Below are 25,690 nucleotides of genomic sequence, written 5' to 3'. Positions count from 1 at the left end.
TCAGGCCGGCAGCCGGACCGTAACCGTGGTGCCGATCCCGATCTGGCTCTCAAGCGTCAACGTCCCGCCGTGCAGTTCGACCAGCGCGTTGGACAGCGCCAAGCCGAGGCCGGTGCCTTCGCGGCCGCGCCGGTCGGCGCCGTCGATCTGCTCGAACGGTCGCAGCAGCCGTGGCAGCTCTTCTTCTGGAATGCCGATACCGTTGTCGGTGACGTGAACTGCCACTCCGTCCTCGTCGACCCGCACGCCCAGGCGCACCCGCCCGCCCGCCGGCGTGAAGGTGATGGCGTTGGCCAGCAGGTTGATCAGCACCTGCTTGATCGCGCGGACGTCTACGTTCACGACCAGGGTCGGGTCGGGCAACTCGACCTGCAGGACCAGGTCGGCCTCGGCCGCGCGGCCGCGCATCATCCGGCCGACCGCGCCGATGATCGACGCCAGCGCCTCCTTCTCCTTGTGCAGACGGTACTTGCCGGCCTCGATCTTCGACATGTCGAGGATGTCGTTGATCAGGCTCAGCAGATGGTGCCCGCTGGCGTGGATGTCGTCGGCGTATTCCTTGTAGCGCTTGGCGCCGAGCGGGCCGAACGCCTCGGTCTTCAGGATCTCGGAGAAGCCGAGTACCGCGTTCAGCGGCGTGCGCAGCTCATGGCTCATGTTTGCCAGGAACTGCGACTTGGTCCGGCTCGCGGCCTCGGCACGCTCCTTCTCGCGGGTCAGCATGTCGGTCATGCGCGCCAGATGCTCGGCGTGCCGCTCGGCCTCGGCCCGGGCGGTATGGAGTGCCTGGACCTGCGCTTCCAGGGTTTCTTCCTTGATCTTCAGGTCGGTGGCGTCCGTCGCGGTCATGACAACGCCGCCGTCCGCGGTCAGCCGCTCGCGGACCAGGAAGATCCGTCCGTCGGCGGAACGCCGCTCCAGTTCGTTGAACGAGCCGCGGCGAAGCGCCACACGCTCGGCGGCGGTTATCGGCCTGCCGTCAACCAGCAGCGTGCTGTTGGAGGTTTCGGTAACTGTCAAAACCGTCTCCTCCAGTGTCATTCCGACCCAGAAGGCAGCGGCTGGCGAGAACTGCTCGAACGACTGGTTCCAGATGACCAGACGCTCCTCGGAATCGAACAGCGCGACCGCCTGCTCGGTGGCGTCGACGGTGTCGCGCAGCAGCCGCCGGCTGCGCTCCAACTCGGTGATCTCGGTGGCGACGTTCACTGTCCCGCCGCCGTCCATCCGGCGTTCGCGGATCAGGAACACCCGTCCGTCCTTCTGGGTGATTTGGATCGGTTCGCCGTCGGCGCTGCGGTGGCGTTCCATCCGCCACTCGATGAACGCCTCGATGGTGTCGAACCCGACATTGGCCGGGTCGGCGCCAAGCGATACCTGGCGAAGCAGATCTTCAAACTGCCGACCAGGCAGCAGGGCAGGGTCGCCGAGGCCGGACATGCGGGCCCAGGTCTGGTTGCAAAGGATCAGCCGGGAGCCGGAATCAAAGACCGCGAACGGATCGGGGCTGGCTTCCAGCGCGTCAATCAGGCGCTGCTCGGCGCGACGGGCCCGTTGTTCCAACTCCCGCATCTGGATCTCGTCGGCGCGCCGGTCCGTGACGTCCCGCGCATAGATGGCCAGCCCACCGGCAAATGCCGCCACCTTGATCGACATCACGCACGGTTGTCCGTCGATCCGCAGGGTAAGATCGAAGGCGTCCGATGTGCCGCTGTCCAGCACGCGCAGCAATCGGTCAGCGGCCCCTGGGATCGGCCAAGCGGCTACCGTCGGCAGGAACGACGTGCCGATCAAGGCTTCTGACGGCTTGCCCAGCAATTGCTCGGCACCCGCGTTGACCACCGTCCAGACCAGATCGACCGTTTGCCCCTGATCGCCCATTACCGGACGCAGCGCCATCAACCCCTGGAAGGCGCTGTCCAGGAGCGATTGCAGCAGCTCGCGATCCGGAGCCAATGGATCCGGCGCCAGATCGAGGTCGATTGGCTTGCGCATGGTTGAGTCGGTCGATCCCATAGTGGGACCACATTGACACGCCGGGGTTAACGGCCCGTAAAGAGGCGGAAGCGGCCGGGAGCCTTCAAAGCGTCAGTGGCTTGGGAGTATCCGGCTCGGACTGCTCCGGCTTCGGGGGCGTGGTGTCGCCTTGGACTGGCGGTTGCCGCCGGATGATGATGTCGCCGTTCGGCAGGACCTCCGGGGGCTGATAGCTCTGGAGCTGGTCCATCAACATGCGCAGGCCATCGACGATTGCCGCCGCGCCCTCCTGCAGGCGTTCGGTCGGGCTGGGCGCTTTCTGGCCGTCACTCTGCGCGAGCGCAACGGCTGCGGGTGTACAGATCAGCATGATCGCAGCGACGGAAGCGGTGAGACGGCTCATCGTCAGACGATCCGCCAGGAATACGGCGTCATCATGGCCTTACTCGTTGCGCAACAGCGGTGCCGGCTTCTGGCCCAGGGCCTGCCAGGTACCGGCAAAGCCGAACACGAGGGTGATCGCGGTCGCGATCGCCGCGACGATGGCGACCACCTCCGGCGCCAGAACGAAGTCGGCCCGCATAACCCGGGTGACGACGACGAAGGCCGCGACCGAACCGACCACGGCTGCGATTGCGGCGGTGACCAAGCCCAGTATGCCGTACTCCAGTGCATAGGCCTTCAGGATCCGCACCCGAGTGGCGCCCAGGACCTTCAGGATGACCGCGTCGCGCACCCGCCCGGCGTGGCCGGCGGCGATCGCTCCGGCCAGGACCAGCGTGCCGGCCAGCAGGGTGACGGCAGCGGTGGCGCGGACCGCCGTCGATACCGCGCGCAGGATGCGGTCGGCGGCCTCGATGGCGTCCTTCACCCGGATCGCCGTCACGTTCGGCAGGGCGTCAGTCACTCGGCGCTGCACCGTGGTCTCGGTCCCGGGGTCGTCGACCCGCACGGTGGCGATAACCGAGTGCGGAGCCGCCTCCAGGGTTCCGGGCGCGAACACGAAGATGAAGTTCATCGACATGGACGACCAGTCGATCCGGCGCAGGTTTGCGATGGTGGCGGTGATCGGCCGGCCGAGCACGTTCAGCGTGACAGTGTCGCCGATTCCGACTCCGAGGTCTCCGGCGATCCGGGCATCGAAGGAGATCAGCGGCGGTCCGGCGTAGTCCGGCGCCCACCACTCGCCGGCGACAACCTCGGACCCGTCGGGCGGGGTCGCGGAGTAGGTCAGGCCACGATCGCCGCGCAGCGCCCACGCCGAGTCCGGGTCGACGGTCAACGCTTCGGCGTCCACGCCGTTCACCTCGGCGATCCGCCCACGTACCATCGGCGTGGTTCTTACTTCGGACACGCCCGGGATCGCGCGGACGATTTCATTGAACCGGTCGACCTGGTCGGGCTGGATGTCGATGAAGAAGAATGCCGGTGCCTGGTCCGGAATGCGTTCGGTGACCTGCCGCACCAGGTTGGCCTGGATCAGTGCCACGGCGATCAGGACGGTCAGGCCCAGGCCCAGCGCCAGCACCACGCCGGGCGTGGGGGCGCCCGGCCGGTGCAGGTTGGCGAGAGCGATCCTCAGCTCCGGGTCACGCGGTCGTCCGGCCCGGCGCGCCGCGGCCATCACCAGAGACGCCGCGCCCAGGAACAGCCCGAACGCGCCGATCGATCCGGCGATGAACCACGCGGCGAACACCCGGTCCGGCGTGGTGGCGATGGCCAATGCCGCCAGCAGCGCGACGGCGGCGGCGGTTGCCAGCATGAACGCGGCGCGCGGCCGGCCGGCCAGCGGTGCGACCACCGCGCGGAACAGCGCGGCAGCCTTGACCTGCCCGGCCCGGCCCAGTGGCCACAGTGAAAAGGCCAGCGCCGTCAGAAGCCCGTAAAGCGCTGCAACCAGCAAAGGCGCAGGATAGATCCGGACCGGCAGTTGGAATGGCAGCATCGATCCGGCCAGGGCGGACGCCGCCAACGGTGCGGTTGCACCGACGATCAAGCCGGCCATGGTCCCGGCACCGGCCAGGATAAGGACCACCAGCAGATAGACGCGGAATACCAGCGCACTCGGCGCGCCGAGGCATTTCAGCGTCGCGATGGTTTCGGTCTTGCCGTCCAGGTAGGTCTTGACCGCCATCGCTACGCCGACGCCGCCAACCAGCAGTGCTGTCAACCCGACGAGGCTGAGGAACAGGGTGGTCCGGTCGACGAAGGTGTCGAACCCGGGGGCCGCGTTCTCCAGCGACCGGGTGCGCCAGCCGGCGTCGGGGAACCGGGTGTCGAGTTCCTGCAGCCAGGCTTCCCGGTTGGTCCCAGGGTGGAGTACCACCCGGTAGTGGTAGCGGATCAACGATCCGACCTGCACCAGCCCAGTCGCCGGCAGAGCGGCTTCGGAGAGCATCAGGCGCGGACCGAAGCTGGCGAAGTTGACGATTCGGTCGGGCTCGCGCATCAGGATCGCCCGCAGCTCCAGGGTGGCGTCCCCGACCTTCAGATGATCTCCGACTTCCAGGTCGAGCCGGGTGGCTAGCGACTCTTCCACGACTGCGCCGAACACGCCGTCGCGTTCGGCCAGGGCTGCATCCAGTTCGATAGCGGGCGCCAGCTCGATCGAACCGATCAGCGGATAGGTGTTGTCGACGGCCTTCAGCTCGATCAGCGAGCGCGCCTCGCCATCGGACCGGCGCGCCATGGCCCGCATCGATACGATTTCGGACAGCTGGCCGGATTGCGCCAGGAAGTCGCGTTGCGCGTCGTCGGCCGCGCGGTGCACCAGGCGAAGGTCGACGTCGCCGCCAAGCAGTCGCCGGGCGTCGCCTTCCAGGCCGGCCATCATCGCCGACGATACCGATCCGACCGCGGCGATGGCGGCCACACCGAGGGCCAGGCAGGCTAGGAAGATCCGGAAGCCCTTGATGCCGGTGCGCAGTTCGCGCCGGGCAAAGCGCAGAGGAAGCGTGATCGACCGCGGCAATACCATGGCGGTTACTCCGCCGCCTGGCGGGCGTCCTGTTCGACGATGCGGCCGTCGGCGATGTGCAGCACACGGTCGCAGCGGCCGGCAAGAACCGGGTCGTGGGTGATCAGCAGCAGGGTGGTGCAGTGGTCGCGGGCCAGGCCGAAGAGCAGTTCGATGATGGCGTCGCCGGTCTTGCCGTCGAGGTTGCCGGTGGGTTCATCGGCGAGCAGCAGGCGTGGAGCCGACACGAACGCGCGGGCAATGGCGACGCGCTGTTGCTCGCCGCCGGACAACTGGTCGGGGTAGTGGCCGGTCCGTGCGTCCAGCCCAACGGCTGCCAGCGCCGCTTCGGCCGCCTCGAACGCGTCGTTGCGGCCGGCCAGCTCCAACGGGATCGCCACGTTTTCCAGCGCGGTCATGGTCGGCACCAGCCGGAACGCCTGGAACACGATGCCCACATGGTCGCGCCGGAACCGGGCCAGGGCATCCTCGCTGAGACCGACGAGGTCGCAGCCGGCAACCCGGACACGGCCGGTCGTAGGGGTTTCCAGGCCGGCGGCAATCATCATCAGGGTGGACTTGCCCGCTCCCGAGGGACCGACCAGCCCGACGGCCTCGCCGGCGGCCACCGACAAATCAATCCCGCGTAGAACGTTGACCTCGCCCGCCGCACTCCTCAGGTTCAGTGTGACGTCCGCGAGCTGGATCATCGGCGCTGCGGAATTGGATCGGTCGGGAGAATTCATCGTGTCGCGTTCCTTCGCCGCTGGCCGGGCATCAGGCGCATATGGTCCTTGGTTGCGCTCGATCAACGCCTGGATAGCCCTGGCATTGATCTTCCTGACGTTTGCGATTCCGCCGGCGCGGGCGGAGCCCATCACCATTCTCGGCCTGGGCGACTCGCTGATGGCTGGTTATGGCCTGTCGCGCGGGTCGAGCTTTCCGGCGCAGCTGGAGGCGGCGTTGCGGCAACGCGGCCACGACGTTCGCGTGATCAACGCCGGGGTGTCCGGGGATACCAGCGCCGGCGGCAAGGCCCGGCTGGGGTGGTCGCTGGCCGAGAAGCCCGACGCGGCGATCGTCGAACTTGGTGCCAACGATGGCCTGCGCGGCCTGTCGCCTGAAGCCATGCGCGACAATCTGGATGCGATTTTGTCGGAACTCCGGTCCCATCGTGTTCCGGCCCTCCTGGCTGGGATGCGAGCCCCGCCGAACCTGGGGCGGGAGTATGCCGATGCCTTCCGCCGGGTCTATGCCGACCTTGCCGCCGCGCATGGCGTGATCTTCTACCCGTTCTTCCTCGACGGCGTGGCGGCGGACCGGTCCCTGAACCAGGATGACGGCATGCACCCGAGCGCGGAAGGAGTGGCGGTGGTTGTCGAACGCATCCTGCCGAAGGTCGAGGAACTGATCGGTCGGGTGAAGGCTCAGCGCGCCGGCTGATCGGGATCGGGCTTGAAGGTGATGACCCGCCATAGGTAGGCGAGAAACAACGCCCCGACGATCAGCTTTGCTATCGGGTCGGCCCATGCCGCGACCACCGCGTGCTGACTCCCCAGCGTGAACCCGACGCCGGCCAGAAATCCCGTCCATATGACGGTGCCGATTCCCGAGTACAGCAGGAACCGACCGGTCGGCATCCGGGCGACCCCGGCCGGCACGGATATCAGCGTGCGCAGGGCCGGAACCAGCCTGCCGACCAGAACGACCTTGCCGCCGTGCCTATGGAACCATCCGGCAGACCGCTTCACGTCGCCGGACGATACGGTCAGCCAGCGGCCATGGCGGCCGGCCCATCCGGCCAGCCGTTCCACCCCGATCGTCCGCCCGATGCCGTACCAGAGCCAGGCACCGGCCAGGGACCCGGCCGAACCCGACAGGATGGCCAGCGGCAGGCTCATCTCGCCGCGGCTGGCCGCGAACCCGGCGAGCGGCATCACCACCTCCGACGGGATCGGCGGGAACACGTTTTCCAGGAACATCAGGGCCGCGACGGCCGGGTAGCCACCTTGCGCGGCCCAGTTGGTCAGTGCGTCCAGCACTGGGATGCCGATCTGCGGTTCATCTGCGGGCAACGCGCGAGGGCGCCGACCGCTCCCGCAACTCAGACCGCGACGCTCATCGCGCCGTCGACCGACAGGATGTGACCGCTGACGAAGTTGGCTGCCGGGCTCATCAGGAACACCGCGGCGCCGCCAAGCTCGTCAGGCTGTGCCCAACGGCCGAGCGGGGTGCGGCCTTCGACCCAGGAGTTGAACTCCTTGTTCTCGATCAGGGCGGTGTTCATCTCGGTTGCCACGTAGCCGGGCGCGATGGCGTTCACCCGGACCGACCTGCCGCCGAGTTCGACGGCCATCGCGCGGGTCAGGGCGCGCAATCCTTCCTTGGCGGCAATATACGCGGGCACGGTCGGACGGGCGATCGGGCCGAGCATTGAGACGGTGTTGATGATCGAACCGCCACCATTCGGCACCATGCGCTTCGCCGCTTCCCGGCCGAGCATGAAGCAGGATGTCAGGTTGGTCTCGACCACCCTTCGGAAGTCGTCGGTCGGAAACTCGAGGACCGGTACCCGGTGCTGCACGCCGGCGTTGGCGATCAGACCGTAGAGAGCATCGTGGCGGCCGACGATCCGGTCGAGGGCAGCGACGGCCGCCGCCTCGTCGGTAACGTCGAACGCTTCGCCTTCGGCATCGTGCCCGGCGGCGGTCAGTTCCTTGACCTTCTCGGCCAAGGTTGCGGGATTGCGGCCGTTCAGCACGACCTTTGCACCGTGCTCGGCGCAGGCCTTGGCCATGGCGAACCCGATGCCGCGCGAGGCGCCAGTGATCAGAATGGTGCGGCCGGTGAGATCGAACAGCGCGGTGGTGATCGGCATGGAGCCTCCGGGGAGCAGGGGCGGGGACGGTACGCGGGTCAGGGTAGGAGGCGCGGTCCCGCCGCTCAAGCGCCGGTCTTGCGGATCCGCTCGCGATGGAAGACGTACAGGCCACTGGCGATCACCACGGCGGCGCCGACGACGGTCCACTCGTCCGGCAGATGGCCGAACACCAGGAATCCGGACGTCGTCATCCACAGGATGCCGGTATAGCTGAACGGGGCCAGCAGCGACGCCGGCGCGTAGCGGTGCGCGATGATCAGCAGCCAGTGGCCGATCCCGCCGAACAGTCCCATCGCGCATAGCAGCGCCCAGGCCAGCGGCCCGGACGGGGTTTCCCAGATGAATGGCAGCAGCGGCAGCAGGATGAGTGCACCGAACAGAGGGGAATACAGCGAGGTGGTGTCGGAATGGTCGCGGGCCGCCAGCTTGCGGGTGGTGATCTGGTAGAGCGCCACCGACACCGCGTTGAACAGCGACAGTCCGATCGCCCAGTGCAGGGTGGCGCCAGTCGGTCGCACGATGATCAGCACGCCGATGAAACCGACCGCGATGGCCGTCCAGCGCCGCCAGCCAACCTGCTCACTGAGCAGCGGAACCGACAGGGCGGCGACCAGCAACGGCACCGTGAACATGATCGAGGCGGTGGTCGCGAGGTGCAGGTAGCGCAGCGCGAAGAAGTTGAAGACCGTGGACAGGAACAGGAAGACCGACCGGAGGATCTGCAGCTTCAAGTTGGAGGATGCCAGCACCCGGGTGCCCTTGCGCGGCAACAGGATTGCGGCAACCAGGACGGCGTGCCCGACGAACCGCGCCCATACGATCTGCAGGCTGCCCATTTCCTGGGCCAGCAGCTTGGCGGAGGTGTCGAGGAAGGTGAACAGCAGGAACGCCACGCACATCAACAGGATGCCGCGCGTGCGCCGGGTGTCGTCGAGATAGCCGGTATCGGACAGGGCCGCCTCCCGCGGCGAGATGTGAGGCAGTCTTAAACCAGCGGCTGGCGGACGTCGACACGATCGACCCGCTCCAATCGGAATGGGTGTGTTAGGCTTGTCGTCGGTGTCCCGGCTGGATCGGAGGTGACCTTGGGTGAGGTGGGCGAAGCGTTGCGGACGCTGGACATGACGGAGGAGCGCTCGCGGCAGTTTGCGGAATACTGGCTGTCGTTGCCCAAGACCGGCCTGGTTCCCATGCGGACGTCGTTCATGCCGGAGGATGTTCCGCGCATCCTGCCGAACGTGGTCATCCACGAACTGCTCTCTCCGGAGATGATTCGCATCCGGCTCGCCGGCTCGGCGGTCGTTGATGACTATGGCCAGGAGATCGCCGGTCGCAACTATCTGGATTTCGTCGAACCGCCCCGTCAGCCCAAGGCGTCGCGCGCCATCCACGTGATCTGCGAACAGCCGGCCGGGATGCTGGTTCAGCTGAAGTCGGTAACCCGTTCGGGCCGGGTCATGACGCGGGAGTCGATCGCTTTTCCGATGCGCGGCGACAACGGCGTCGCCAGCTATGTCTATTTCTGCTCCAGCCCGGCCCGCGAGCGGGCGCATGTCGCACCGGAGTCCGACCAGCTTCAGGTCATGAACGTCCTGAACCGGACCTACATCGACATCGGCGCCGGACTGCCGGACTTCCGGGACTGAGACGCTATCCGATCAACTCGTCCCGCCGGTCGTCGGTCTCGCCGAAGCGGGCCAGGCTCGGCGCCTTCAGGCCCTCATAGACCCGGGCCAGGCCCTGGTTGATCACCTTGTTGTTGCGCTCGAACAGCGAGTTGCCGTCAAGGTCGCTCTCGACTAGCAGCGGGCCGAATTTCTCGACCTCGAACACCCACATGGCCTGGGCGATGCCGAGGTCGTCGATCCAGTGGGCGTCGCGCACCTTCTTGATGCCGCGTCCCAGCAGGGCGCCGGTGCCGTAGCCGACGGTGGTCAGGTAGACCGCGCCGGCCGGCACGAACACCTCGCGGTAGTCCTGCTCGCTCATCCCGCCCTTGCCGACGATCACCTTGGCGCCCGACACCTCGAACCATTTCGGCAGCCACTTGGAGAACCGGAAGCTGGCGGTGGCCGTCACGGCGCCGACGTTGAAGCTGCCGTCGGGATTGCGCGAGGCGGCAGGCGAACAGTGGAAGTTCACGTTGGTCAGGGTCTTGAGGTCGACCGGCGGGGCCATCCCGTCCTGCAGCACGCGTTTGTAGACGCTCTCGCGGCCGGTGTAGATCAGTCCGTCCAGATAGACCACGTCGCCGAGTTCGAGCTTGCGCAGGTCCTCGTCCCGGACCGGGGTGCTCAGCCGGACTTCTTTAAGGGTGCCGCTGGGGTCTGCCATTCGACCGTGTCCCGTCGCAAATAGGGGGTGAACCAGTCCGGATCGGTGCGGTACTCGATCCGCCCGTCCGGGTGCAGCCGCGCCGTCGCCCGCCGCGACGACAGGCAGAAGCAGTGCACGCTCATCGGCATGCCGCCGGTGTGGGTGTAGCCGACCTCGATGTGGCAATCGACCACCATGGACGAGCCGACGAAGCCCATCGCCCCCATGCCGATCGAGTTGCCGAGGACCTTCAGTTCCTCCTCCAGCGCCGCGATCTCCGGATCCGGGTTGCGGTCGCCCACCACCCGAAGGCAGGCGGCCTGCTTGCCGAGCACCATGCAGGTGTCCTTGGAGCCGCCGAGCCCGATGCCGACGATCGCCGGCTGGCAGGCCAACCCGCGCTTGCCGAACGCCACCAGGGTGTCGAGAAAGAACCGCTTGATGCCGTCGACGCCGTCGGCCGGGAACAGCATGCGGTAGTCGGTGCCGAACAGCCCGCCCTTGTGCACGGTGGTGACGTCGATCCAGTCGGCGTCCGGCTCGAAGCTGTACTCGATCTCCGGGGCGTTGATGCCGACGTTGTTGTCGTTGTCCCGGCGCGACAGCGGGTGCACCCGGTTCGGGCGCAACGGCACGTCGTGGGTGGCGCGCGCGGTCGCCCGGCGAATGCGACGCTCCAGCTCGACCGGCCCGCCGTCGATGCGGGCGTCGTTGCCGATCTTGACGTAGTAGCGCGGTACCCCGGTGTCGGCGCACATCGGTCGCTTGTCGGCCTTGGCGGCCTCCCAGTTCTCCAGCATGGCGCGCAGCACGAAGGCCGACAGGTCGCCGGACTCGGTGTTGGCCATCGCCTGGATGCCGTGCAGGTAGTCGTCCGGGATCTCGATCCCGGCCTTGCTCATCACGGTGTGGGCGGCTTCCTCGATCCGCTCGGCCGCGATCATCGCTGCGTGGGGCATTGGCTGTCGCCCTCTGGTGCGTTTCCTCAAGCGGCAGCCTAGCGGGTCCGGACAATGGGTGAAAGGTGCGGTCGGTCGGTTGATTGACGCAGAGCCGTGTGTGATAGGGTCATATGATGACTGGATGGGAGAACGCCGGATGACGCGGGTGAAGTGGGGAATTCTGGGAGCCGCGAAAATCGGCCTCAACCGGGTAATCCCCGGCATGCTGAAAGCCGGCAACGTCGAGGTGGCGGCGATCGCGTCGCGCGATCTGGCGAAGGCGCGAGCGGCGGCCGACCGGCTCGGCATTCCAACGGCCTACGGCTCCTACGAGGAGATGCTGGCCGATCCCGAGATCCAGGTGATCTACAACCCCCTGCCGAACAACCTGCACGTCGAGTGGACCTTGCGTGCCACCCGGGCCGGCAAGCACGTGCTGTCGGAAAAGCCGATGGGCATGAGCGCGGCCGACACCGAGGCGCTGCGCGGCTGTCCGAAGGACCGGCTGGTGATGGAGGCGTTCATGGTGCGCTTCCACCCGCAGTGGATCCGGGCGCGCGAGATTGTCCGGTCCGGCCGCCTCGGCACGATCCGCACCCTGCAGATGCTGTTCGCCTACAACAACCCGGATCCGGCCAACATCCGCAACAAGCTGGAAACCGGCGGTGGCGCGCTGATGGACATCGGATGCTACCCGATGGTCGGAGGCCGCTTCCTGCTGGACGCCGATCCGCAGCGCGTGATCGCTCTGATTGACCGCGATCCGACCTTCGGGACCGATCGGCTCAGCAGCGCCATCCTCGATTTCGGCCAGGGCCGGCACATGACCTTCGCGGTGTCGACCCAGGCGAACCCGTACCAGCGCCTGCAGGTCCTCGGCACCGACGCGCGGCTGGAGATCGTCGTTCCGGTGAACGCGCCGCAGGGCGAGGAAACCAAGATCCTGATCGACGACGGCAGCGCGCCGGACGGTTCCAGCGCGGTGGTCGAGACCATTGCGGTGTCCGACCAGTATACCCTGCAGGCCGAGGCGTTCAGCCGCGCAGTGCTGGGCGAGGAGACCCTGGCCTGGGGCGTCGAGGATTCGATCCTGAACATGCGGATCCTCGACGCGCTGTTCCGCTCCGAGACCAGCGGGAAATGGGAGACGCCGTAACCCGGTCGCGGCCTCAGTCGCCGGCGCCGCCCGGCTTGGATCGGGCCAGAACCCGGTGGGTCAGTCGGCGCAGCGCGAACCAGATGGCTGCCACCACCAGCGGCAGGGACAGCGCGGTGGCGACGCTTGGGTCGATCCCGCCGAGGTGGCCGGCCTTGGCCAGCCCGTCGAGCGCGACCTTCACCAAGCTGAGGGCGTAGTAGCTGACGGCGACGACCGACAGGCCCTCGACCGTGCGCTGCAGGGCCAGCGCCTGGGCCGAGCGGCGGTTCATCGATTCCAGCAGATCACGGTTCTGGGCTTCCAGCCGCACCTCGATTCCAGTGCGCAGCAGACTGGACAGCCGGTTGGCACGCCGCGACAGCGCTTCCTGGCGGGTGGCCACGGAGAAGCAGGTCCGCATCGCCGGTGACAGCCGCCGCATCAGGTAGCCGAACAAATTGATGTAGCCGTCGACGGCGGCCGGCTGCAGGTCGCGCAGCCGATTCTCGACGATCTCCGCGTAGGCGGTGCTGGCGCCGTAGCGGTAGTTGGAGGCGGCGACCACGTCCTCCAACTCGGCGGACAGCCCGGACAGCCGTTCCAGCAGCGTCTCGTCGCTGGCCTGCCGATTGCCGTCGGCCAGGGTTCCGGCTACCTCGGCGAGACCGCGCTCGATCTCCTCCAGCCGCGGGCTGGCCGACCGGGCGATCGGCAGCGACAGCATGGCGAAGCGGGCGTAGGTGACCAGTTCCAGCACCCGCTGCACCAACTGGCCCAGCAGCATCGGTTCGAACGCGCCGGCGCGCAGGATCAGCCGCTCGAACCCGTCGTCGTGGGTGCGCAGGTCGCCGTACAGGGTGGCCCGGCTGTCGGCGAGGGCGCTGCCGAACACCGGGTTGCCGTCGAACCAGCGTGACAGCCGGTTGGCGTCAACCGCCTCGCCGTCGTCGGTCACGGTCAGGTGGACGGCGACCATCACCTCGCCGAACAGCCCGTCCACCCATTCCTTGGGCGCCAGGCCGAACACCGTTTCGGCAAACGGATGCTCGACCGGCTCCTCTCGCAGCAGGGTGTAGCTCGAGAACTCGGTGTGCCGCTCCCATTTCACCGTGAACGGGCCGAGGTCCACGGTGAAATGCTTGGCGCTGGCCGCCGGCTCGGCCTTGCCGAAGCGCCGGCACAGGGCTGCGAACTGGGCCTGATCCCGCTCGCCGCCGCGTTCGCCGGTGGCGATCGCCAGATGCGAGATCCGCAGCGGCGCCGCCATCGGCCGGAACGGCCGGTCGTGCAGTTCCAGGGTCAGCGCCTCGCGCTCGGAATGAAATTTCATGCCTTCCCCGCCCATCAACCCACAGCAGTGTGACGCTCCGAAACCCGCTTGCAAATCCCGCACGCCCCGGTCGGCGCCAAGACGCTCTAGAAGCGTGGACTGCGCACCTTGAAGGCGACGACCAGAAGGCGGGTTGCGAGCGCGCCCAGCACGGTGACGAAGATGCTGATGCGCAGCAGCACCGCATCTTCTTCGGTCAGGAGGTAGAGGACGGCCAGCGACAGCAGAAAACCCCACACGACGCAGACCTCGGCGTAGAACGACGTGCGCAGCGCCGGGTTGTTGTAGCCGACCCGCAGGATGTCGCGGAGGATGCCGCCGCCGGCGCCGCTCATCGCCGCGCACAGCGGGCCCCACAACCACAGTGGCTCGGCGCCGACGCGTACGGCGACGACGACTCCGATCACCGTAAAGGCGGCAAGGCCGATCGCGTCGGTCAGTTCCAGCAGATTGCGGAAGCTCAGGGCGCGCGGCCAGCGGCCGGTGCCGGAGAGGCGGGCGACGAACGTGCGCGAGGGCGCTTCCAGCCGGTCGCGCAGGGCATAGAGAACATAGGCCGTGGTCACGGTGGCGGCGACCAGCGTCAGCGGGAGCGGGCTGGCGACGATGCCGATCGGCTCCCGCCCGACCAGCAGGTCGCGGAGCGCGCCGCCGCCGACCGCCGGCAGCGCCGAGAGGACGAAGGCGCCCAGCAGGGAGAAGCCCTCGGCTCGGGCGATCAGCACGCCGGACAGCGCGAAGGCGATCGTGCCGATGATGTCGAACCAGGAGAACCAGGGCGTCGCGACCGCGAAGGCCAGCAGCGTCGGCCGCACGGCGCTTTGCCGCAGTTCGTCCACCGTGCCGTCCTCCTGCAGCTCCTTCACGGCCCGATCGACCGCGCCGATCGTCGCCGCGTCGACGGTGGCCGTGTTGAACAGGATCCGCAGCCGCGCTTCGCTCAGGAAGATGCGCTGGTGTTCGATGAAAGTCTCGCTGGGGCGCCGATGCGTCAGGGCGACCATCAGTTCGAGGCGTGGGGCGAGAACGCATGTCGTTTCGCCCGCCAGCAGCACCTCCACCAAGTCGAGGTCGCTGTTGACCCAACGAACGAAGCCCCGTTCATGGGCCCCCGCCAGGATGACGTCGGGTTCGGCGCCGTAGCTCTCGCCGGCGCGCACCGCAATGCGCCAGTCGCGGGCCACGGCTTCCTTCAGGGCCGCCATTCCCTCGGTGGGGAGCGGTCTCAGGTGCGGATTGCACATCAGAACGTCGTTGCGCACGCCGTACGGGCGGGAAAACCGGGCGCCTTCTGCAGGGGGTTGGTTCCGCTGCGCGGGCAGCGCGAAGTCGAGCCTGCCCGACGCGAAGGCCGCCGCGACATCGCCCGGGTCCATGCGCTGCAGCGAGAAGTCCAGCTGAGCCCGCCGGCCGATCGCCTCCAGCAGGTGCAGTTCGAAGGTCCCGCCGACGGGGCCTGCCGAATCGACACGGCCGACCATCTCGTGGTCGTCGGCCAGCCAGGCGCCGTGCAGGACGGTGTGGCGCGTGTTTTCACCGGCCCAGACCAGACCGCTCGCCTGCAGCAGGCAGCCGACACCGACGAGCCACAGCATGAGGCACCGGCCGAGGCCCCACTCAAGAGTCCGCGTTCCCCTGCGGTGGGCGAGAGTGCAGAGGTCCGGCGGCATCGTCTTCCGTCCGTGGGTTGTCCGTAGGAGCAGTATAGCCGCCGATGCCACCGTCGCCACACGGACGCCGCCGGCCTGATCGAGCCCTGGGCGATCAGTCCATCTTGTTGCGCAGCGGGTACAGCGTCGGCGGCGCCAGGCGGAACGGGAACCGGCTGATTTCCAGGGCGGCGGGCCCCGGTGCGTCGATGTCAATCATCACCGGGCAGAGTGCCGTGAAGGCTGCGCGGAAGTGGTTCTTGGCCTTGACGCACAGCACCGCGACGTCGGCGGTGTCGATGCCGTGCAGCGCCAGGAAGGCCGGATCGTGGGCCGAGCCACACGCCGTCGTCACGATAATGCTGACCTGGCCGACGCCGATGACCGCCGTGCGGCCCAGCGACATCGGCAGGCCGTGCATCATCGGCCCGGCGTTGACGTAGTCTCCGTCGGTCAGCCGCAGCACCGTGCCGGCGAACGGGACGGGCGCGCCGAAGTCGCGGCAGATCCGTCCGCCGAGACAACCGTCGATCGCTCCGCCCACGCCGGAGGCGTGGCAGCGTTCGACCATTCCGGGATCGGCGAAGAACGCAACGACGACCGGCACCTCCGGCTCGGCGGCGAGCAGCGCGCGCAGCATTTCCGGGGTGTCCGCGATCCCGCCGGACAGCGGGTTGTCGCCGGAGTCGATCACCGCGACCGGGCGCTGTTCGCTGCGCAGCGCCCGGGCAATGCCTTCCTCCGCGCTCGGCAGGGTGATGTAGAACCGGTCGAGGCGCCTGCGGAACTCCTCGACCACTCGCTCGGCGGCACTGCGCGCCAGATCCCGGTCGCCGTCGACGAACACCAGGGCGCCGGCTCCGGCCACCACGGTGTCGCCGTAGGAGAAGCCGCCGAACGGCGAGGCGTCGAGAATGCGCGGGTCGAATTCCAGCCCGCGGGCGAACGCCTCCAGTTCGGCCATCGGCCCCTCGGCGGTCCGCATGTTGATGCTGGGCAGGATCGCGTCCAGCTTGGCGATGTGGCCGACCGGCCGGATCTCGCCTTTCACCGCGCGATCGAGCACGTGGAGCACCCGCTCGGCGGTCTCCTTCATATCGGTGTGCGGATGTTCCTTGAACCCCGCGGCGAAGGTGACGAGATCGGCGATGCACGGATCGAGGTTGGCGTGCAGGTCGAGGCTGACGCCGAACGGCAGGTCGGGGCCGATGGCTTCACGCACCCGGCGGACGATCTCGGTATCGGCGACGTCCATGCCGTCCACCAGCATCGCGCCGTGCAGGGACAGAAACACGGCGTCCCACCCGCCGTCGCGCAGATCGTCGACAATCTCGCCGACGATCGCCTCGAACGCATCTCGGGTGACGGGGCCGGCGGGAGTGGCGCCGGCCATGCGCAGGAAGGTGCCGCGCCAGTCGGGATTGGCGTCGAGGAAGGCAACCGCGCCGCCGCCCTCGGTGGTGGTGCCGCGGTACACCGCCTCGGCCTCCTGGCCCCGGTACCACTCGCGCCGGAACTCGGGCAGTCCGGTCGGCACCGGCGAGAACGAGTTGCCCTCGTGCGAGAACCGAGCGATGGCGAGGCGGGGCATGCGGGCGTCTCCGGTGGGCCTACTCGGCTGCGGTGGCCGGCGGCGCCCCGGCTTCGTCGTCGATCAGGCTCTCGCCCGGTTTCACGATGGTGAAGTCGACCCGCACCATGCTGAGCCGCGGGCGCTCGTCGGTGTCCAGCGTGACCCGGGTGAAGGCGGTGGTGTCGAGATCGCCGGTTTCCGGGAAGTCCTCGCGGAAGTGGGCGCCGCGGCTGTCCTCGCGGGCCAGCGCGGCGGTGGCGATCACTTCGGAGACGGTGATCTGGCTCTCCAGGTTCAACCAGTCGTGCCAGGTCAGGTTGAAGGCGCGGTCGCCGTCGGCGAGACCGGTGCGGTACAGCTCGGCACGGAGGTCGGCGAGGCCGCCGAGGCCGCGCCTGAGGCCGTCGGCGGTGCGCAGGATCCCGACATCGTCCCACATCAGGTGCCACAGTCGGTCGCGCAGATCGCCCAAGTCGCCCCGTGCCAGCGCGAACGGCGTCTCGGCCCGGGCGACGGCGGCATCGATCGCCGCTTGGGCAGGGTCGCGCAGCGGTGCGTTGCGCCTCACGAACGCCGCCATGCTGTCGCCGGCGATGCCGCCGAACACCGTGGAGTTGGCGACACCGTTGCCGCCCAGGCGGTTGGCGCCGTGCACGCCCCCGCAATCCTCGCCGGCGGCGAACAGGCCGGGGACCGCGGTGGTGGTGTCGATCTCGAACTCGACCCCGCCCATCATGTAGTGGGCGGTCGGAACCACCTCGACCCGGCCTCCGGCCAGATCGAAGCCGCAGTCGGCGCAGCGCTTGACCATGCCGGGAAAGCGCTTGGCGACGCTCTCGGGGCCGAGGTGCTTCATCTCGATCCAGGCGCCGCCCATCGGGGTGGTGCGGCCGGCCCGCATCTCGGCGTAGATCGAGCGGCTGACCACGTCGCGGGTGGCGCGCTCGCCGGCGCGGTCGTAGTCGGCCATGAAGCGCCGGCCGTCGCCATTTAGCAGATAGCCGCCGGCACCGCGCAGCCCTTCCTCCAGGACCGTGCCGGTCATCCGGGTGTCGAGCCCGGCCAGCAGCCCGGTCGGGTGGAACTGCACCATCTCCATGTCGCGGACCGGCAGGCCGAGACGCATCGCCATCGCCATGCCGTCACAGGATTTGTCGCCCGACGGCGTGTGGTAGAGGTACATGGTCGGCCCGCCGCCGGTCGCCAGCAGGGTGGCCTTGGCGCGCACCATCCGGTAGCCGCCGGTGCGCATGTCGATCAGCAGCGCGCCCGCCAGGCCCGAGCCGTCGGCGGCCGGGATCAGCGCGACCGCCCGATGCTCCTCCAGTTTGCGGATGCCGCGCGCCCACACCTGCTCCATCAGCCGGTTGATGATCTCGATCCCGGTCAGGTCGCCCTTGTGGACCGTGCGGTCGAAGGACTGGCCGGCGAATGCCTTCTGGTGCAGGGAGCCGTCCGGGTTGCGGTCGAAGAAGCAGCCGAGTTCGTTTTCCAGCTCGCGGACCCGCTCGACCGCGCCCTCGATCAGCCGCCAGGCGAGATCCTGGCGTGGCAGCCACTTGCCGCCGACGATGGTGTCCATGAAGTGGCGCTCGAGGCTGTCGCGCGGGTCGAGCGCGACGTTGTATCCGCCCTGGACCATGCGGGTGCAGCCGCACTTGCCGAGCAGGCCCTTCACCGCGACGGTGACGTCCAGGTCGGGGTCGGCCTGCAGGGCGTGGAGGGCGGCGAACAGCCCGGCGCCGCCGGCGCCGAGGATCAGGATGTCGGTGTCGAACTGTTCCATCGCTCACCCCACCCGCAGCATGAAAAGCGCGCCGACCAGCAGGGCGGTGACCGCGCCGATGCCGATCAGTCCCTTGCGGGTGTCGCGCCACGGCAGGAATTCCAGCGCCATCACCCGCAGCCCGGCGCAGAGATGGATGGTCAGCAGCACCACCAGCCCCCATTCGGCGATCTTGAAAACCGGCCGGTCGGCGACCGCCAGCGTCCGGTCGAGCGCGTCGCCGGACTCCAGCGCCAGGCCCAGGACCAGGAAGTGCAGCGGCAGAAACAGCGCCAGCGCCACGCCGGACACCCGGTGCGCGACGAAGGCCCAGAAGCCCGGATGGTTGCGTGCCGGGCGGATCACGGCGTCACCACCACGGCAAGGACGGCGCGTGCGCCAAGGCCGGCCAAAAGCACGGCCAGCGCCAGCATTGACCAGTCGAGCGACCGGCCGGTCCAGCGTGTGTGTTCGTGGATCACGTTGCGCAGGCCGATCGGGGCGTGAACGGCGGCGGCGGCGACGAACAGCCCGTAGAACAGCGCCCAGCCGACGCTGCCCCGCGTCCGGGCCAGGATTTCGGCGGCGGTCAGCCCGCCTTCGACCGCGATCAGGATCAACACCAGATGGGCGATGACCAGCGGCGCGAGGATCAGCGCGGTCAGGCGCTGCGCCAGATACAGCACGACCGGGGTCACGGCAGCTTGCCCCCGAGCAGTTCGACGATCGACCATCGCTTCAGGCCGGCAATCCCGGCGGTCGGGTTGATGCCGACCGGACAGTGCTCAACACAGCTGCCGTGGGTGTGGCAGGAGTGGCAACCGCCGCCGGACGACGCGGACTTCAGAACGCCGGCCCGATCGCCGTCGCGCTCGTCGTTGACCAGGGTCCAGGCGCGGTTCAGGGCGGCTGGCCCGAGATAGCCGTCATCCCAGCCGACCACGTCGCAGGCCGAGTAGCAGACCGCGCAGTTGATGCACTCGATCCCGGCGTCGGCAGCCTTTCGGCCGGCACTCTGCGGGCTGACGGTGGTCAGCGGATCCTTTCGGGTGCGGGTCGGGGTGAAGCGGCCCTGAGCACGTTGCCACTTTTCGAAGAACGGGGTCATGTCGACCGCCAGGTCCTTCAGGCGCGGCAGGTTGCGCAGCGGCTCGATCCGCAGCGCGCCCTCACCGGCGACCTTGGAGACGTGGGTGCGGCAGGTCCAGCGCGGCTTGCCGTTGACGGTCATCGCGCACGAGCCGCACACGCCGACCCGGCAGGCGAACCGGTAGGCCAGTGCCGGTTCGGCGTGGCGCTGGATCCAGGTGACGACGTCGAGCACGGTCTGGTTGGCCCGCTGCGGAACGGTGTAGGTCTCGAACCGTCCGGCATCCTTGCCGCGCCAGATCTCGACCGCCAGCGTCCCGCCGTCGGAGGCGGTGGCGGTGGTCATGTCGGCGCGGCTACTCCGCCGCCTGGGCGGTCGTCACGGGATGGGCGCCGGCGGCTTCGTTCACCGGGACCCAGGTGTAGACCTTGGACACGATGCGCCACTGGCCGTCGAGCTTCACGAAGTTCAGGTAGTCGGTGAACAGCTTCGGCTCCAGGGCGATCCGGCAGGTGACCAGCGCGGTCTCCGGCCCGGCAAGGTCGATCGACAGGATGTGGTCGTAGCGGCGTTGACCCGCCTCCGACGGCTTGGCGCGGCCGCGAACCCGGGCGTAGACCGCTTCCATCGGGTCGTTCGCCAGACTGCCGCCGGTGCCGGAGATCAGGTGGCAGTCGGGGTGGAAGACCTTCTTCAGGGTCTCGACGTCGCCGGTGTAGAAACCGTCGAAGTGCAGGTCCATGGCCTGGACGAGTTCGGCATACGCGGTCGACATGGTCGCCTCCGTGGCGTTCGTGATCGGGCGCCGGAGTATGAACCGCAGGTTCGCGACGGTGCAATGGCGCGGCTGTCGACAAAGGCGTGCAGTCTCCGTTTCCCGAACGATTCGCCCTCTGCTTCTCGGACGTTAATGTTCACTTCCCAGTAACGAACAGCCGGGTAGGATAAGCGCTTCGGCCGTACTGGCTGTGTGGGACAGGCGAGGGGAAGTTTCGATGGATCCGACGACGTTGGCGGCAATCTATGCCGTTCTCGCGGCATTCGGTTTGGTGGTGACGGACACCTACGTAAATCAGAACACGATGTATCTCGACACGACCGTCGCGGAGTCGGTGAAGGAGCAGGGGTACGAGAAGTATGTGGTCGACGGAATCTTCATCTCGGAAGTGAAGAAGATCACCAAGACCCCCACCCTGATCGCGGCACCGACCATCCAGTCGAGCAAGACCAAGCCGATCTCGGTGGCTTTGGCGGAGTTTGCCAACCTGGAAGGCGCGCTGGGCGCGATGCAGAGCCTGATGGGCATCGTGCCCCCCAAGATGGTGACCAGCGTTATCGTCGAGGATCCGACCAAGCGCGTGCAGGTGGTGCAGAACGGCCCGGACGGGCGGGTCGCCGAGTACGTCGTGGCCGAGAGCGAAACCCTGAAGCTGGTGCTGACGGGATACGACCCGAAAAGCGGATACTTCGACATCCAGATGTCGGCGCATTCCAAGGACGACGATTTCGACCATCTGATCCGCGATGCCGCTTTTCAGGCCGTCCTGAAGCTCGATCCCTACCTGGCGCTGCTGTACGACCTGAACGGGCGGGCGAAGAACAACGAGGATGTCGACCCGAGCCGGGTCATGATCGACAAGGAGATCAATGACCTTCCAGGGTCGCTGACCCACGATCACCGCGCCTTGCTTGAGAACCTGCGCGGCATCATGGGGTTGCTCGACAACGACGTGGCGACCGCCCGGGCCGACTTCCAGAAGTCCATCGAGTCCGATCCCAAGCTGTCTGTCGGGTATCTGAACCTCGCTTTCCTGGATGTTCACGAGGACCGCTACGAGGAGGCGCTGAAGATCCTGGAGAAGGTGATCTACCCGACCTACTGGCCCATGACCAACAACCGCACCCTGCTGGCCAGCGCCTACACCATCAAGGGCGTGGCCGAGACCGAGCTGGAGCGGTTCAAGGCAGCCGAGCAGAGCTTCCGGCATGCCGCCTGGCTGAACCCGAATTCGTCCGAGGTGTATGTCTATTGGTCGCGGATGCTGAAGAAGTCGGCGCGACCGACCGAGGCCGATCAGAAAATGATCAAGGCGAAGGAAAACTCCAAGTACTTCGAGAACTACCCCGAGACGGCGTTGCTTTATTTCTGGTTGACAGAGGAAGGCAACCAGCCGCTGGCCCGCCGCACCAAGCTGTAGGATGACGGGGCGGCTTCTCGCCGCCCCGAACGCCCGCCCGGTCGATCAGAAGCCGCTTTCGCGGGCCCGGATCAAGCCGGCGACGGTGGCGTTGGTCGGTGCCGACAGCCCGACCTTGGCCGCCTCGGCCGGGATGGCGCCGTTGATCGCATCGATCTCCGACGCCCGGCGTGCCTCATGGTCCTGCAGCATCGACGGTTTGGCCCCTCGGATCTTGGCGCCGAAGGTCCGGATGTAGCTTTCCACATCGTCGAAGCCGAGCTTGATGCCCTTGGTTCGCGCGACCGTGTCGGCCTCTGCAGCGCAGGCCCGGGCGATCGGCCAGGCGTCCTCGCTGTCGAGGATCTGTCCGACGGTCAGCCCGGTGATGCAGCACGGCCCGGAGAACGTGCAGTTGCAGATCAGCTTTTCCCAGATCATCTGGTGGATGTCCGGGTAGCCCTTGGCTGCAAAGCCGGAATCCTCCCAGACCTTCACCACCTTGGCGAGGCGGTCGGTCTCGCCGCCGTCCATCTCGCCCAGCCGGACCAGTTCCATGCCGTTGTGGTGTGCATGGCCGGGGCCCTTCATCGAGGCGCCGAAGCCGCCCACGACCCCCAGCATAACCTGACTGGTCGGGATCGCCTCGGCGATCCGGTCGGCGGCGCCCAGCCCGTTCTGGATCGTCAGGATCATGGTATCCGGGCCAGTCATCGACAGCGCGGTCTTCGCAGCGGCGGCAACTCCGCTGGCCTTGGTCGCCACGATCACCAGATCGCAGAGTCCGACATCGTTGCCGTTGGTGGTGGCGTGGACGCGCACCGTCCGGTCGCCGGACTTGCCTTCAACGCGCAGACCGTCGCGGTTGATGGTGTCCACGTGCTCCTTCCAGGTGTCGACCGCCCAGACCTCGTTGCCGGCGTCGGCCATCAACCCGGCATAGATCGATCCCATGGCGCCGCAGCCGACGATCGCGATTTTCATTGTGTCCTCCCGGCGGATCCTGAACGCCGGTGCAACCGGCCAAGACATCTTGGAGGCGAGGGTAGGACGCTGCTGGACCGGGCGGCAAGCGGTTGTCCCGGACGGGCCGCCATCCGCCGCGGTCGGAGAGGCTATTCGTAGGCTGGAGGGGCGTCCGAGCCGCTGGCCAGCGCTTGCTTCAGTTCGACCAACGCGTTGTAGGCGGCCGGCATGCCCGCCAGGTACTGAACCCAGATGAACGCCTCGACCAGCTTCCGCTGGGTTACCCCGACCGCCAGCGCGCCGCCGATGTGGAACCGAAGTTGCGGTGCCGCGCCGCCGAGAGCGGCCAACGCGGCGACCGTGGCGAGCTGGCGCAACGGCAAGGGCTGGCTCGACGTGCTGAAGACGTCGCCGAACGACCGGAACGTGAGGTCGATCATCTCGCCGGCGAGGTCGCCAAAGGCGGCCCGGATCGTGGCCAGCGCCGTGCCGTTGACCTGCGCGTAGGCGGTGATACCTGCTTCGTAGCGCTGCTCGTCGGATACCGTGGCGACATCGTCGACCGGTGGCCGCCGGAGGTCGGCGAGACGGAACGCGTCCAGCGCCGCTGCAGCCCGCGGGAATCCGATGTACGCGGCCATCTGCACGAGGATGTCTTCGGCGAGGCCCGGGTCGATGCCCTCTTCGACCAATGCGCCGAACTCGCGGACCAGACGGTCGGTATCGACCGGGAGCGCGGCCATCGCGCCAAGCATGACGGCGAAGCGCTCGTTCGCCGTTAATACCGTTCGGGTCAGCAGGTCTCCGTCGCGGGTCCTGGTGTCATAGCGTTGCAGGCGACCGCCGGCATCGATCGTGCGTGGCATGGGTATCTCCCTGATCCGAGCGCAATGGGGGACCAATGCCATTGGTTTGATCATCATTCAAATCGATGAGAATAATGGAAATTATGAATAGAAATAATTTAACGAATCTGGATCTCAACCTGTTGCGGGTTTTCGCGCTGGTCATGCGCGAGCGCAGCCTGACCCGGGCCGCCCGAAGCCTGTCCATCGGCCAGCCGGCGGTTTCGCACGCGCTTGCCCGGCTCCGTTCCGAACTCGGCGATGCTCTGTTCGTTCGGTCCGGCCGTCGGATGGAACCGACCGAATGGGCCAAGGCCTTCTATGCCGAGATTGCTCCAGCCCTGGAACGGATCGACAGTTCCCTGGTGTCTTCGCGGGCGTTCGATCCCCGGTCCACTGACCGGACGTTCAGGATCGGGATGTCCGACGATCTGCAGATGGCGTTCCTGCCGCAGTTCCTGGCGTCTTTCACCGAGCGGATGCCGAACGCCCGGCTGGTGGTGCAGCAGGCCAACTACATGGCCGCGGGCGAGATGCTGGATCGACGGGACGTGTCGCTGGTCGTCGGGTATCTCGACAAGCTTCCGGCGGCCGCTAAGACCCGGACGATCAGTCGTGTCGGATATCGCCTCGTCATGGACAACCGGAACGCCGAGGTTGCCACGCTCGCCGACTATTGCGCCGGAGAGCACGCTCTTGTCACCTTTGCCGGCGACCTGATCGGGTATGTGGACGAGACGTTGGAGCAGCAGGGTGTGGCGCGCGACGTCAGGCTGTCGGTGTCGAACTTTGCGGTGGTCCCATACGTCCTGCGCGGGACCGGGTACATGGTGACAGTCCCGCAGTATCTGGCGGCAGCGCTCGCGAACGAGCCAGGGTTGACGATGACGCAGCTGCCCTTCGAGTCGCCGGAATTCGATGTCTCGATGGCCTGGAGCCCCACCGTGGACAGCGATCCCGGTGAACGGATCGTCCGCGATCTGATGGTCCATACCGTCGGCGGCTTTCGGCCGCAGCGGTGAGTCGTCCTTGGTGACTGGCGCCTGCAATCGTCATCGGCGAGGATTGCCGCCGACCGCACCGGAGGACCCCATGACCGACAAGACAATCGCCGACCTGATCGAGGACCGTTTCGGTCTGACAACCGAGGACGGCCGCGACATGCCGGCGGACGGCGAACTGGCGGCAATCCTGCGCCACCGCAGCCATCGACGGTTCAAGCCGGACCCGGTTTCAGACGAACTGCTGCGCGTAGTCCTGGCGGCGGCATTCTCGGCCCCGGCGAAATCGGACCTGCAGCAATGTTCCGTGATCGTCGTGAAAGACCCCGACGTGCGGGCGAAAATGAACGCATTGGTAGCCAGCCAGGACTGGGTGCCGGGCGCGCCGGCGATGCTGGTGTTCTGCGGTGACAACCGCCGGATCCGCCGGATTTCCGAGGCTCGGGGCAAGCCGTATCCGAACGGCCATCTGGACTCGTTCCTGAACTGCGCGGTCGACGCCGGTATCGTCCTGGCGACCTTCATCCGATCGGCCGAAGCGGTGGGGCTTGGCTGCTGTCCGATCAGCGTGATCCGTGACCGCATCGAGGAGGTGTCCGATCTGCTTGGACTGCCGGACAACGTCTTTCCGCTCGCCGGCATGGGGCTCGGCTGGCCGGCGCAGAACGGCTGGGTCAGCCTGCGGCTGCCGCCGGCCGTCACGGTGCACACGGACCGTTACGACGACGGCAACCTGATGGCCGAGATCGACGGGTACGACCGTCGCCGCGACTCCCGGTTCGCTACTCCGCCCGAGAAACAGCGGATGACCAAGGAATATGGTACCGCGGGATTCTACGGATGGTCCGAAGACAAGGCTCGACAGTATGCGACCCCGCAGCGAAAGCAGCTCGCTCGGTTTCTTGCCTCGAAAGGGTTCGGATTAGACTGATCCTCGATCTAAGCGGGCATGGGGAACGTTCGCGAATATTGCACCGCACCATGGGAATCTAAAAAAGGCCCTTTCCTTAGCCGTGAGGATTACCTACCGTTCGTCCGACAAGACCGCGTAAAGCGCGGCAGCGTGCATCCGGCTGTCTGTTCGG

At 67.5% G+C, this 25,690-nt stretch carries 25 protein-coding genes; 6 read left to right on the top strand and 19 right to left on the bottom strand.

The window, feature by feature from the left end; translation table 11 throughout:
• The 4 genes from RIC54_RS03425 to RIC54_RS03410 form a co-directional block, all read right to left on the bottom strand.
• Positions 1-1,995 (bottom strand): sensor histidine kinase, encoded by a 1,995-nt coding sequence (locus tag RIC54_RS03425; protein WP_350098562.1) that lies wholly within the window; start codon positions 1,993-1,995, stop codon positions 1-3.
• 85 nt (positions 1,996-2,080) lie between these two features.
• Positions 2,081-2,380: a hypothetical protein gene (locus RIC54_RS03420; RefSeq protein WP_350098560.1), complete on the bottom strand. Its 300-nt coding sequence runs from the start codon at positions 2,378-2,380 to the stop codon at positions 2,081-2,083.
• Between the two features lie 39 nt (positions 2,381-2,419).
• Positions 2,420-4,954, bottom strand: coding sequence for an ABC transporter permease (locus tag RIC54_RS03415; protein WP_350098558.1), 2,535 nt, complete (start codon positions 4,952-4,954; stop codon positions 2,420-2,422).
• Positions 4,955-4,959: 5 nt separating this feature from the next.
• Positions 4,960-5,643, bottom strand: coding sequence for an ABC transporter ATP-binding protein (locus RIC54_RS03410; RefSeq protein ID WP_350098557.1), 684 nt, complete (start codon positions 5,641-5,643; stop codon positions 4,960-4,962).
• A 37-nt stretch (positions 5,644-5,680) separates the two neighbouring features.
• Between RIC54_RS03410 and RIC54_RS03405 the strand changes: the two genes are divergently transcribed.
• Complete coding sequence (locus tag RIC54_RS03405) at positions 5,681-6,376, top strand: arylesterase (protein ID WP_350098556.1); 696 nt, start codon at positions 5,681-5,683, stop codon at positions 6,374-6,376.
• Here RIC54_RS03405 and RIC54_RS03400 read toward each other — a convergent pair.
• The 3 genes from RIC54_RS03400 to RIC54_RS03390 all read right to left on the bottom strand — a co-directional run bounded on the left by RIC54_RS03400 (position 6,361) and on the right by RIC54_RS03390 (position 8,716).
• Complete coding sequence (locus RIC54_RS03400; RefSeq protein WP_350098555.1) at positions 6,361-7,008, bottom strand: DedA family protein; 648 nt, start codon at positions 7,006-7,008, stop codon at positions 6,361-6,363. The two genes, RIC54_RS03405 and RIC54_RS03400, sit on opposite strands and share 16 nt — an antisense overlap.
• A gap of 29 nt (positions 7,009-7,037) precedes the next feature.
• A complete protein-coding gene (locus RIC54_RS03395; protein ID WP_350098554.1) occupies positions 7,038-7,811 on the bottom strand; it encodes an SDR family NAD(P)-dependent oxidoreductase in 774 nt (257 codons plus the stop codon).
• Between the two features lie 65 nt (positions 7,812-7,876).
• Positions 7,877-8,716, bottom strand: a complete 840-nt coding sequence (locus RIC54_RS03390; RefSeq protein ID WP_350150542.1) for a DMT family transporter — start codon at positions 8,714-8,716, stop codon at positions 7,877-7,879.
• A 192-nt stretch (positions 8,717-8,908) separates the two neighbouring features.
• Here RIC54_RS03390 and RIC54_RS03385 point away from each other — a divergent pair, with 192 nt between their 5' ends.
• Positions 8,909-9,460 carry a PAS domain-containing protein gene (locus tag RIC54_RS03385; RefSeq protein ID WP_350098656.1) on the top strand — a complete coding sequence of 184 codons (552 nt, stop codon included), beginning with the start codon at positions 8,909-8,911 and terminating at the stop codon, positions 9,458-9,460.
• 4 nt (positions 9,461-9,464) lie between these two features.
• Here the strand turns inward: RIC54_RS03385 and RIC54_RS03380 are convergent, their stop codons facing one another.
• Both RIC54_RS03380 and RIC54_RS03375 read right to left on the bottom strand, forming a co-directional pair.
• Positions 9,465-10,148 (bottom strand): fumarate hydratase C-terminal domain-containing protein, encoded by a 684-nt coding sequence (locus RIC54_RS03380; RefSeq protein WP_350098552.1) that lies wholly within the window; start codon positions 10,146-10,148, stop codon positions 9,465-9,467.
• The gene (locus tag RIC54_RS03375) at positions 10,109-11,089 is read right to left on the bottom strand and encodes a fumarate hydratase (protein WP_350098551.1); all 981 of its coding nucleotides are present in this window, start codon (positions 11,087-11,089) and stop codon (positions 10,109-10,111) included. Before RIC54_RS03375 ends, RIC54_RS03380 begins: the two co-directional genes overlap by 40 nt.
• Positions 11,090-11,228: 139 nt before the next feature.
• Here RIC54_RS03375 and RIC54_RS03370 point away from each other — a divergent pair, with 139 nt between their 5' ends.
• Entirely contained in the window at positions 11,229-12,227 is a 999-nt protein-coding gene (locus tag RIC54_RS03370) for a Gfo/Idh/MocA family protein (RefSeq protein WP_350098550.1), read from the top strand.
• Positions 12,228-12,240: 13 nt separating this feature from the next.
• Here RIC54_RS03370 and RIC54_RS03365 read toward each other — a convergent pair whose 3' ends face one another.
• The 8 genes from RIC54_RS03365 to RIC54_RS03330 form a co-directional block, all read right to left on the bottom strand.
• The gene (locus tag RIC54_RS03365; RefSeq protein WP_350098549.1) at positions 12,241-13,539 is read right to left on the bottom strand and encodes a DUF3422 family protein; all 1,299 of its coding nucleotides are present in this window, start codon (positions 13,537-13,539) and stop codon (positions 12,241-12,243) included.
• Positions 13,540-13,625: 86 nt separating this feature from the next.
• Positions 13,626-15,134, bottom strand: coding sequence for a TRIC cation channel family protein (locus RIC54_RS03360; RefSeq protein ID WP_350098548.1), 1,509 nt, complete (start codon positions 15,132-15,134; stop codon positions 13,626-13,628).
• Positions 15,135-15,303: 169 nt separating this feature from the next.
• The gene (locus tag RIC54_RS03355) at positions 15,304-16,779 is read right to left on the bottom strand and encodes a M81 family metallopeptidase (protein WP_350150540.1); all 1,476 of its coding nucleotides are present in this window, start codon (positions 16,777-16,779) and stop codon (positions 15,304-15,306) included.
• A 19-nt stretch (positions 16,780-16,798) separates the two neighbouring features.
• A complete protein-coding gene (locus RIC54_RS03350; RefSeq protein ID WP_350098546.1) occupies positions 16,799-18,547 on the bottom strand; it encodes an L-aspartate oxidase in 1,749 nt (582 codons plus the stop codon).
• Positions 18,548-18,550: 3 nt separating this feature from the next.
• Positions 18,551-18,892 carry a succinate dehydrogenase, cytochrome b556 subunit gene (gene sdhC / locus RIC54_RS03345; protein WP_350150538.1) on the bottom strand — a complete coding sequence of 114 codons (342 nt, stop codon included), beginning with the start codon at positions 18,890-18,892 and terminating at the stop codon, positions 18,551-18,553.
• The gene (locus RIC54_RS03340) at positions 18,889-19,224 is read right to left on the bottom strand and encodes a succinate dehydrogenase (RefSeq protein WP_350098544.1); all 336 of its coding nucleotides are present in this window, start codon (positions 19,222-19,224) and stop codon (positions 18,889-18,891) included. The genes sdhC and RIC54_RS03340 overlap by 4 nt, the downstream gene beginning before the upstream one ends.
• Positions 19,221-19,961: a succinate dehydrogenase/fumarate reductase iron-sulfur subunit gene (locus tag RIC54_RS03335; protein WP_350098543.1), complete on the bottom strand. Its 741-nt coding sequence runs from the start codon at positions 19,959-19,961 to the stop codon at positions 19,221-19,223. Before RIC54_RS03335 ends, RIC54_RS03340 begins: the two co-directional genes overlap by 4 nt.
• 10 nt (positions 19,962-19,971) lie before the next feature.
• Entirely contained in the window at positions 19,972-20,391 is a 420-nt protein-coding gene (locus tag RIC54_RS03330; RefSeq protein ID WP_350098542.1) for a nuclear transport factor 2 family protein, read from the bottom strand.
• A gap of 220 nt (positions 20,392-20,611) precedes the next feature.
• On the opposite strand from RIC54_RS03330, the gene RIC54_RS03325 reads away from it, so the two are divergent.
• Positions 20,612-21,814: a tetratricopeptide repeat protein gene (locus tag RIC54_RS03325; protein ID WP_350098541.1), complete on the top strand. Its 1,203-nt coding sequence runs from the start codon at positions 20,612-20,614 to the stop codon at positions 21,812-21,814.
• 45 nt (positions 21,815-21,859) lie between these two features.
• Here the strand turns inward: RIC54_RS03325 and RIC54_RS03320 are convergent, their stop codons facing one another.
• Both RIC54_RS03320 and RIC54_RS03315 read right to left on the bottom strand, forming a co-directional pair.
• Positions 21,860-22,777, bottom strand: a complete 918-nt coding sequence (locus RIC54_RS03320) for a ketopantoate reductase family protein (protein WP_350098540.1) — start codon at positions 22,775-22,777, stop codon at positions 21,860-21,862.
• A 131-nt stretch (positions 22,778-22,908) separates the two neighbouring features.
• A complete protein-coding gene (locus RIC54_RS03315; protein WP_350098539.1) occupies positions 22,909-23,625 on the bottom strand; it encodes a carboxymuconolactone decarboxylase family protein in 717 nt (238 codons plus the stop codon).
• A 122-nt stretch (positions 23,626-23,747) separates the two neighbouring features.
• Between RIC54_RS03315 and RIC54_RS03310 the strand changes: the two genes are divergently transcribed.
• Together RIC54_RS03310 and RIC54_RS03305 are read left to right on the top strand one after the other, a co-directional pair.
• Positions 23,748-24,626, top strand: a complete 879-nt coding sequence (locus RIC54_RS03310) for a LysR family transcriptional regulator (RefSeq protein ID WP_350098538.1) — start codon at positions 23,748-23,750, stop codon at positions 24,624-24,626.
• Positions 24,627-24,696: 70 nt separating this feature from the next.
• Positions 24,697-25,536 carry a nitroreductase family protein gene (locus tag RIC54_RS03305; RefSeq protein WP_350098537.1) on the top strand — a complete coding sequence of 280 codons (840 nt, stop codon included), beginning with the start codon at positions 24,697-24,699 and terminating at the stop codon, positions 25,534-25,536.
• Positions 25,537-25,690: the final 154 nt, after the last annotated feature.

The sequence above is a fragment of the Thalassobaculum sp. genome (assembly GCF_040219215.1).
Taxonomy (GTDB): Bacteria; Pseudomonadota; Alphaproteobacteria; order Thalassobaculales; family Thalassobaculaceae; genus Thalassobaculum_A.
This window is presented reverse-complemented; position numbering and strand designations above follow the sequence as displayed.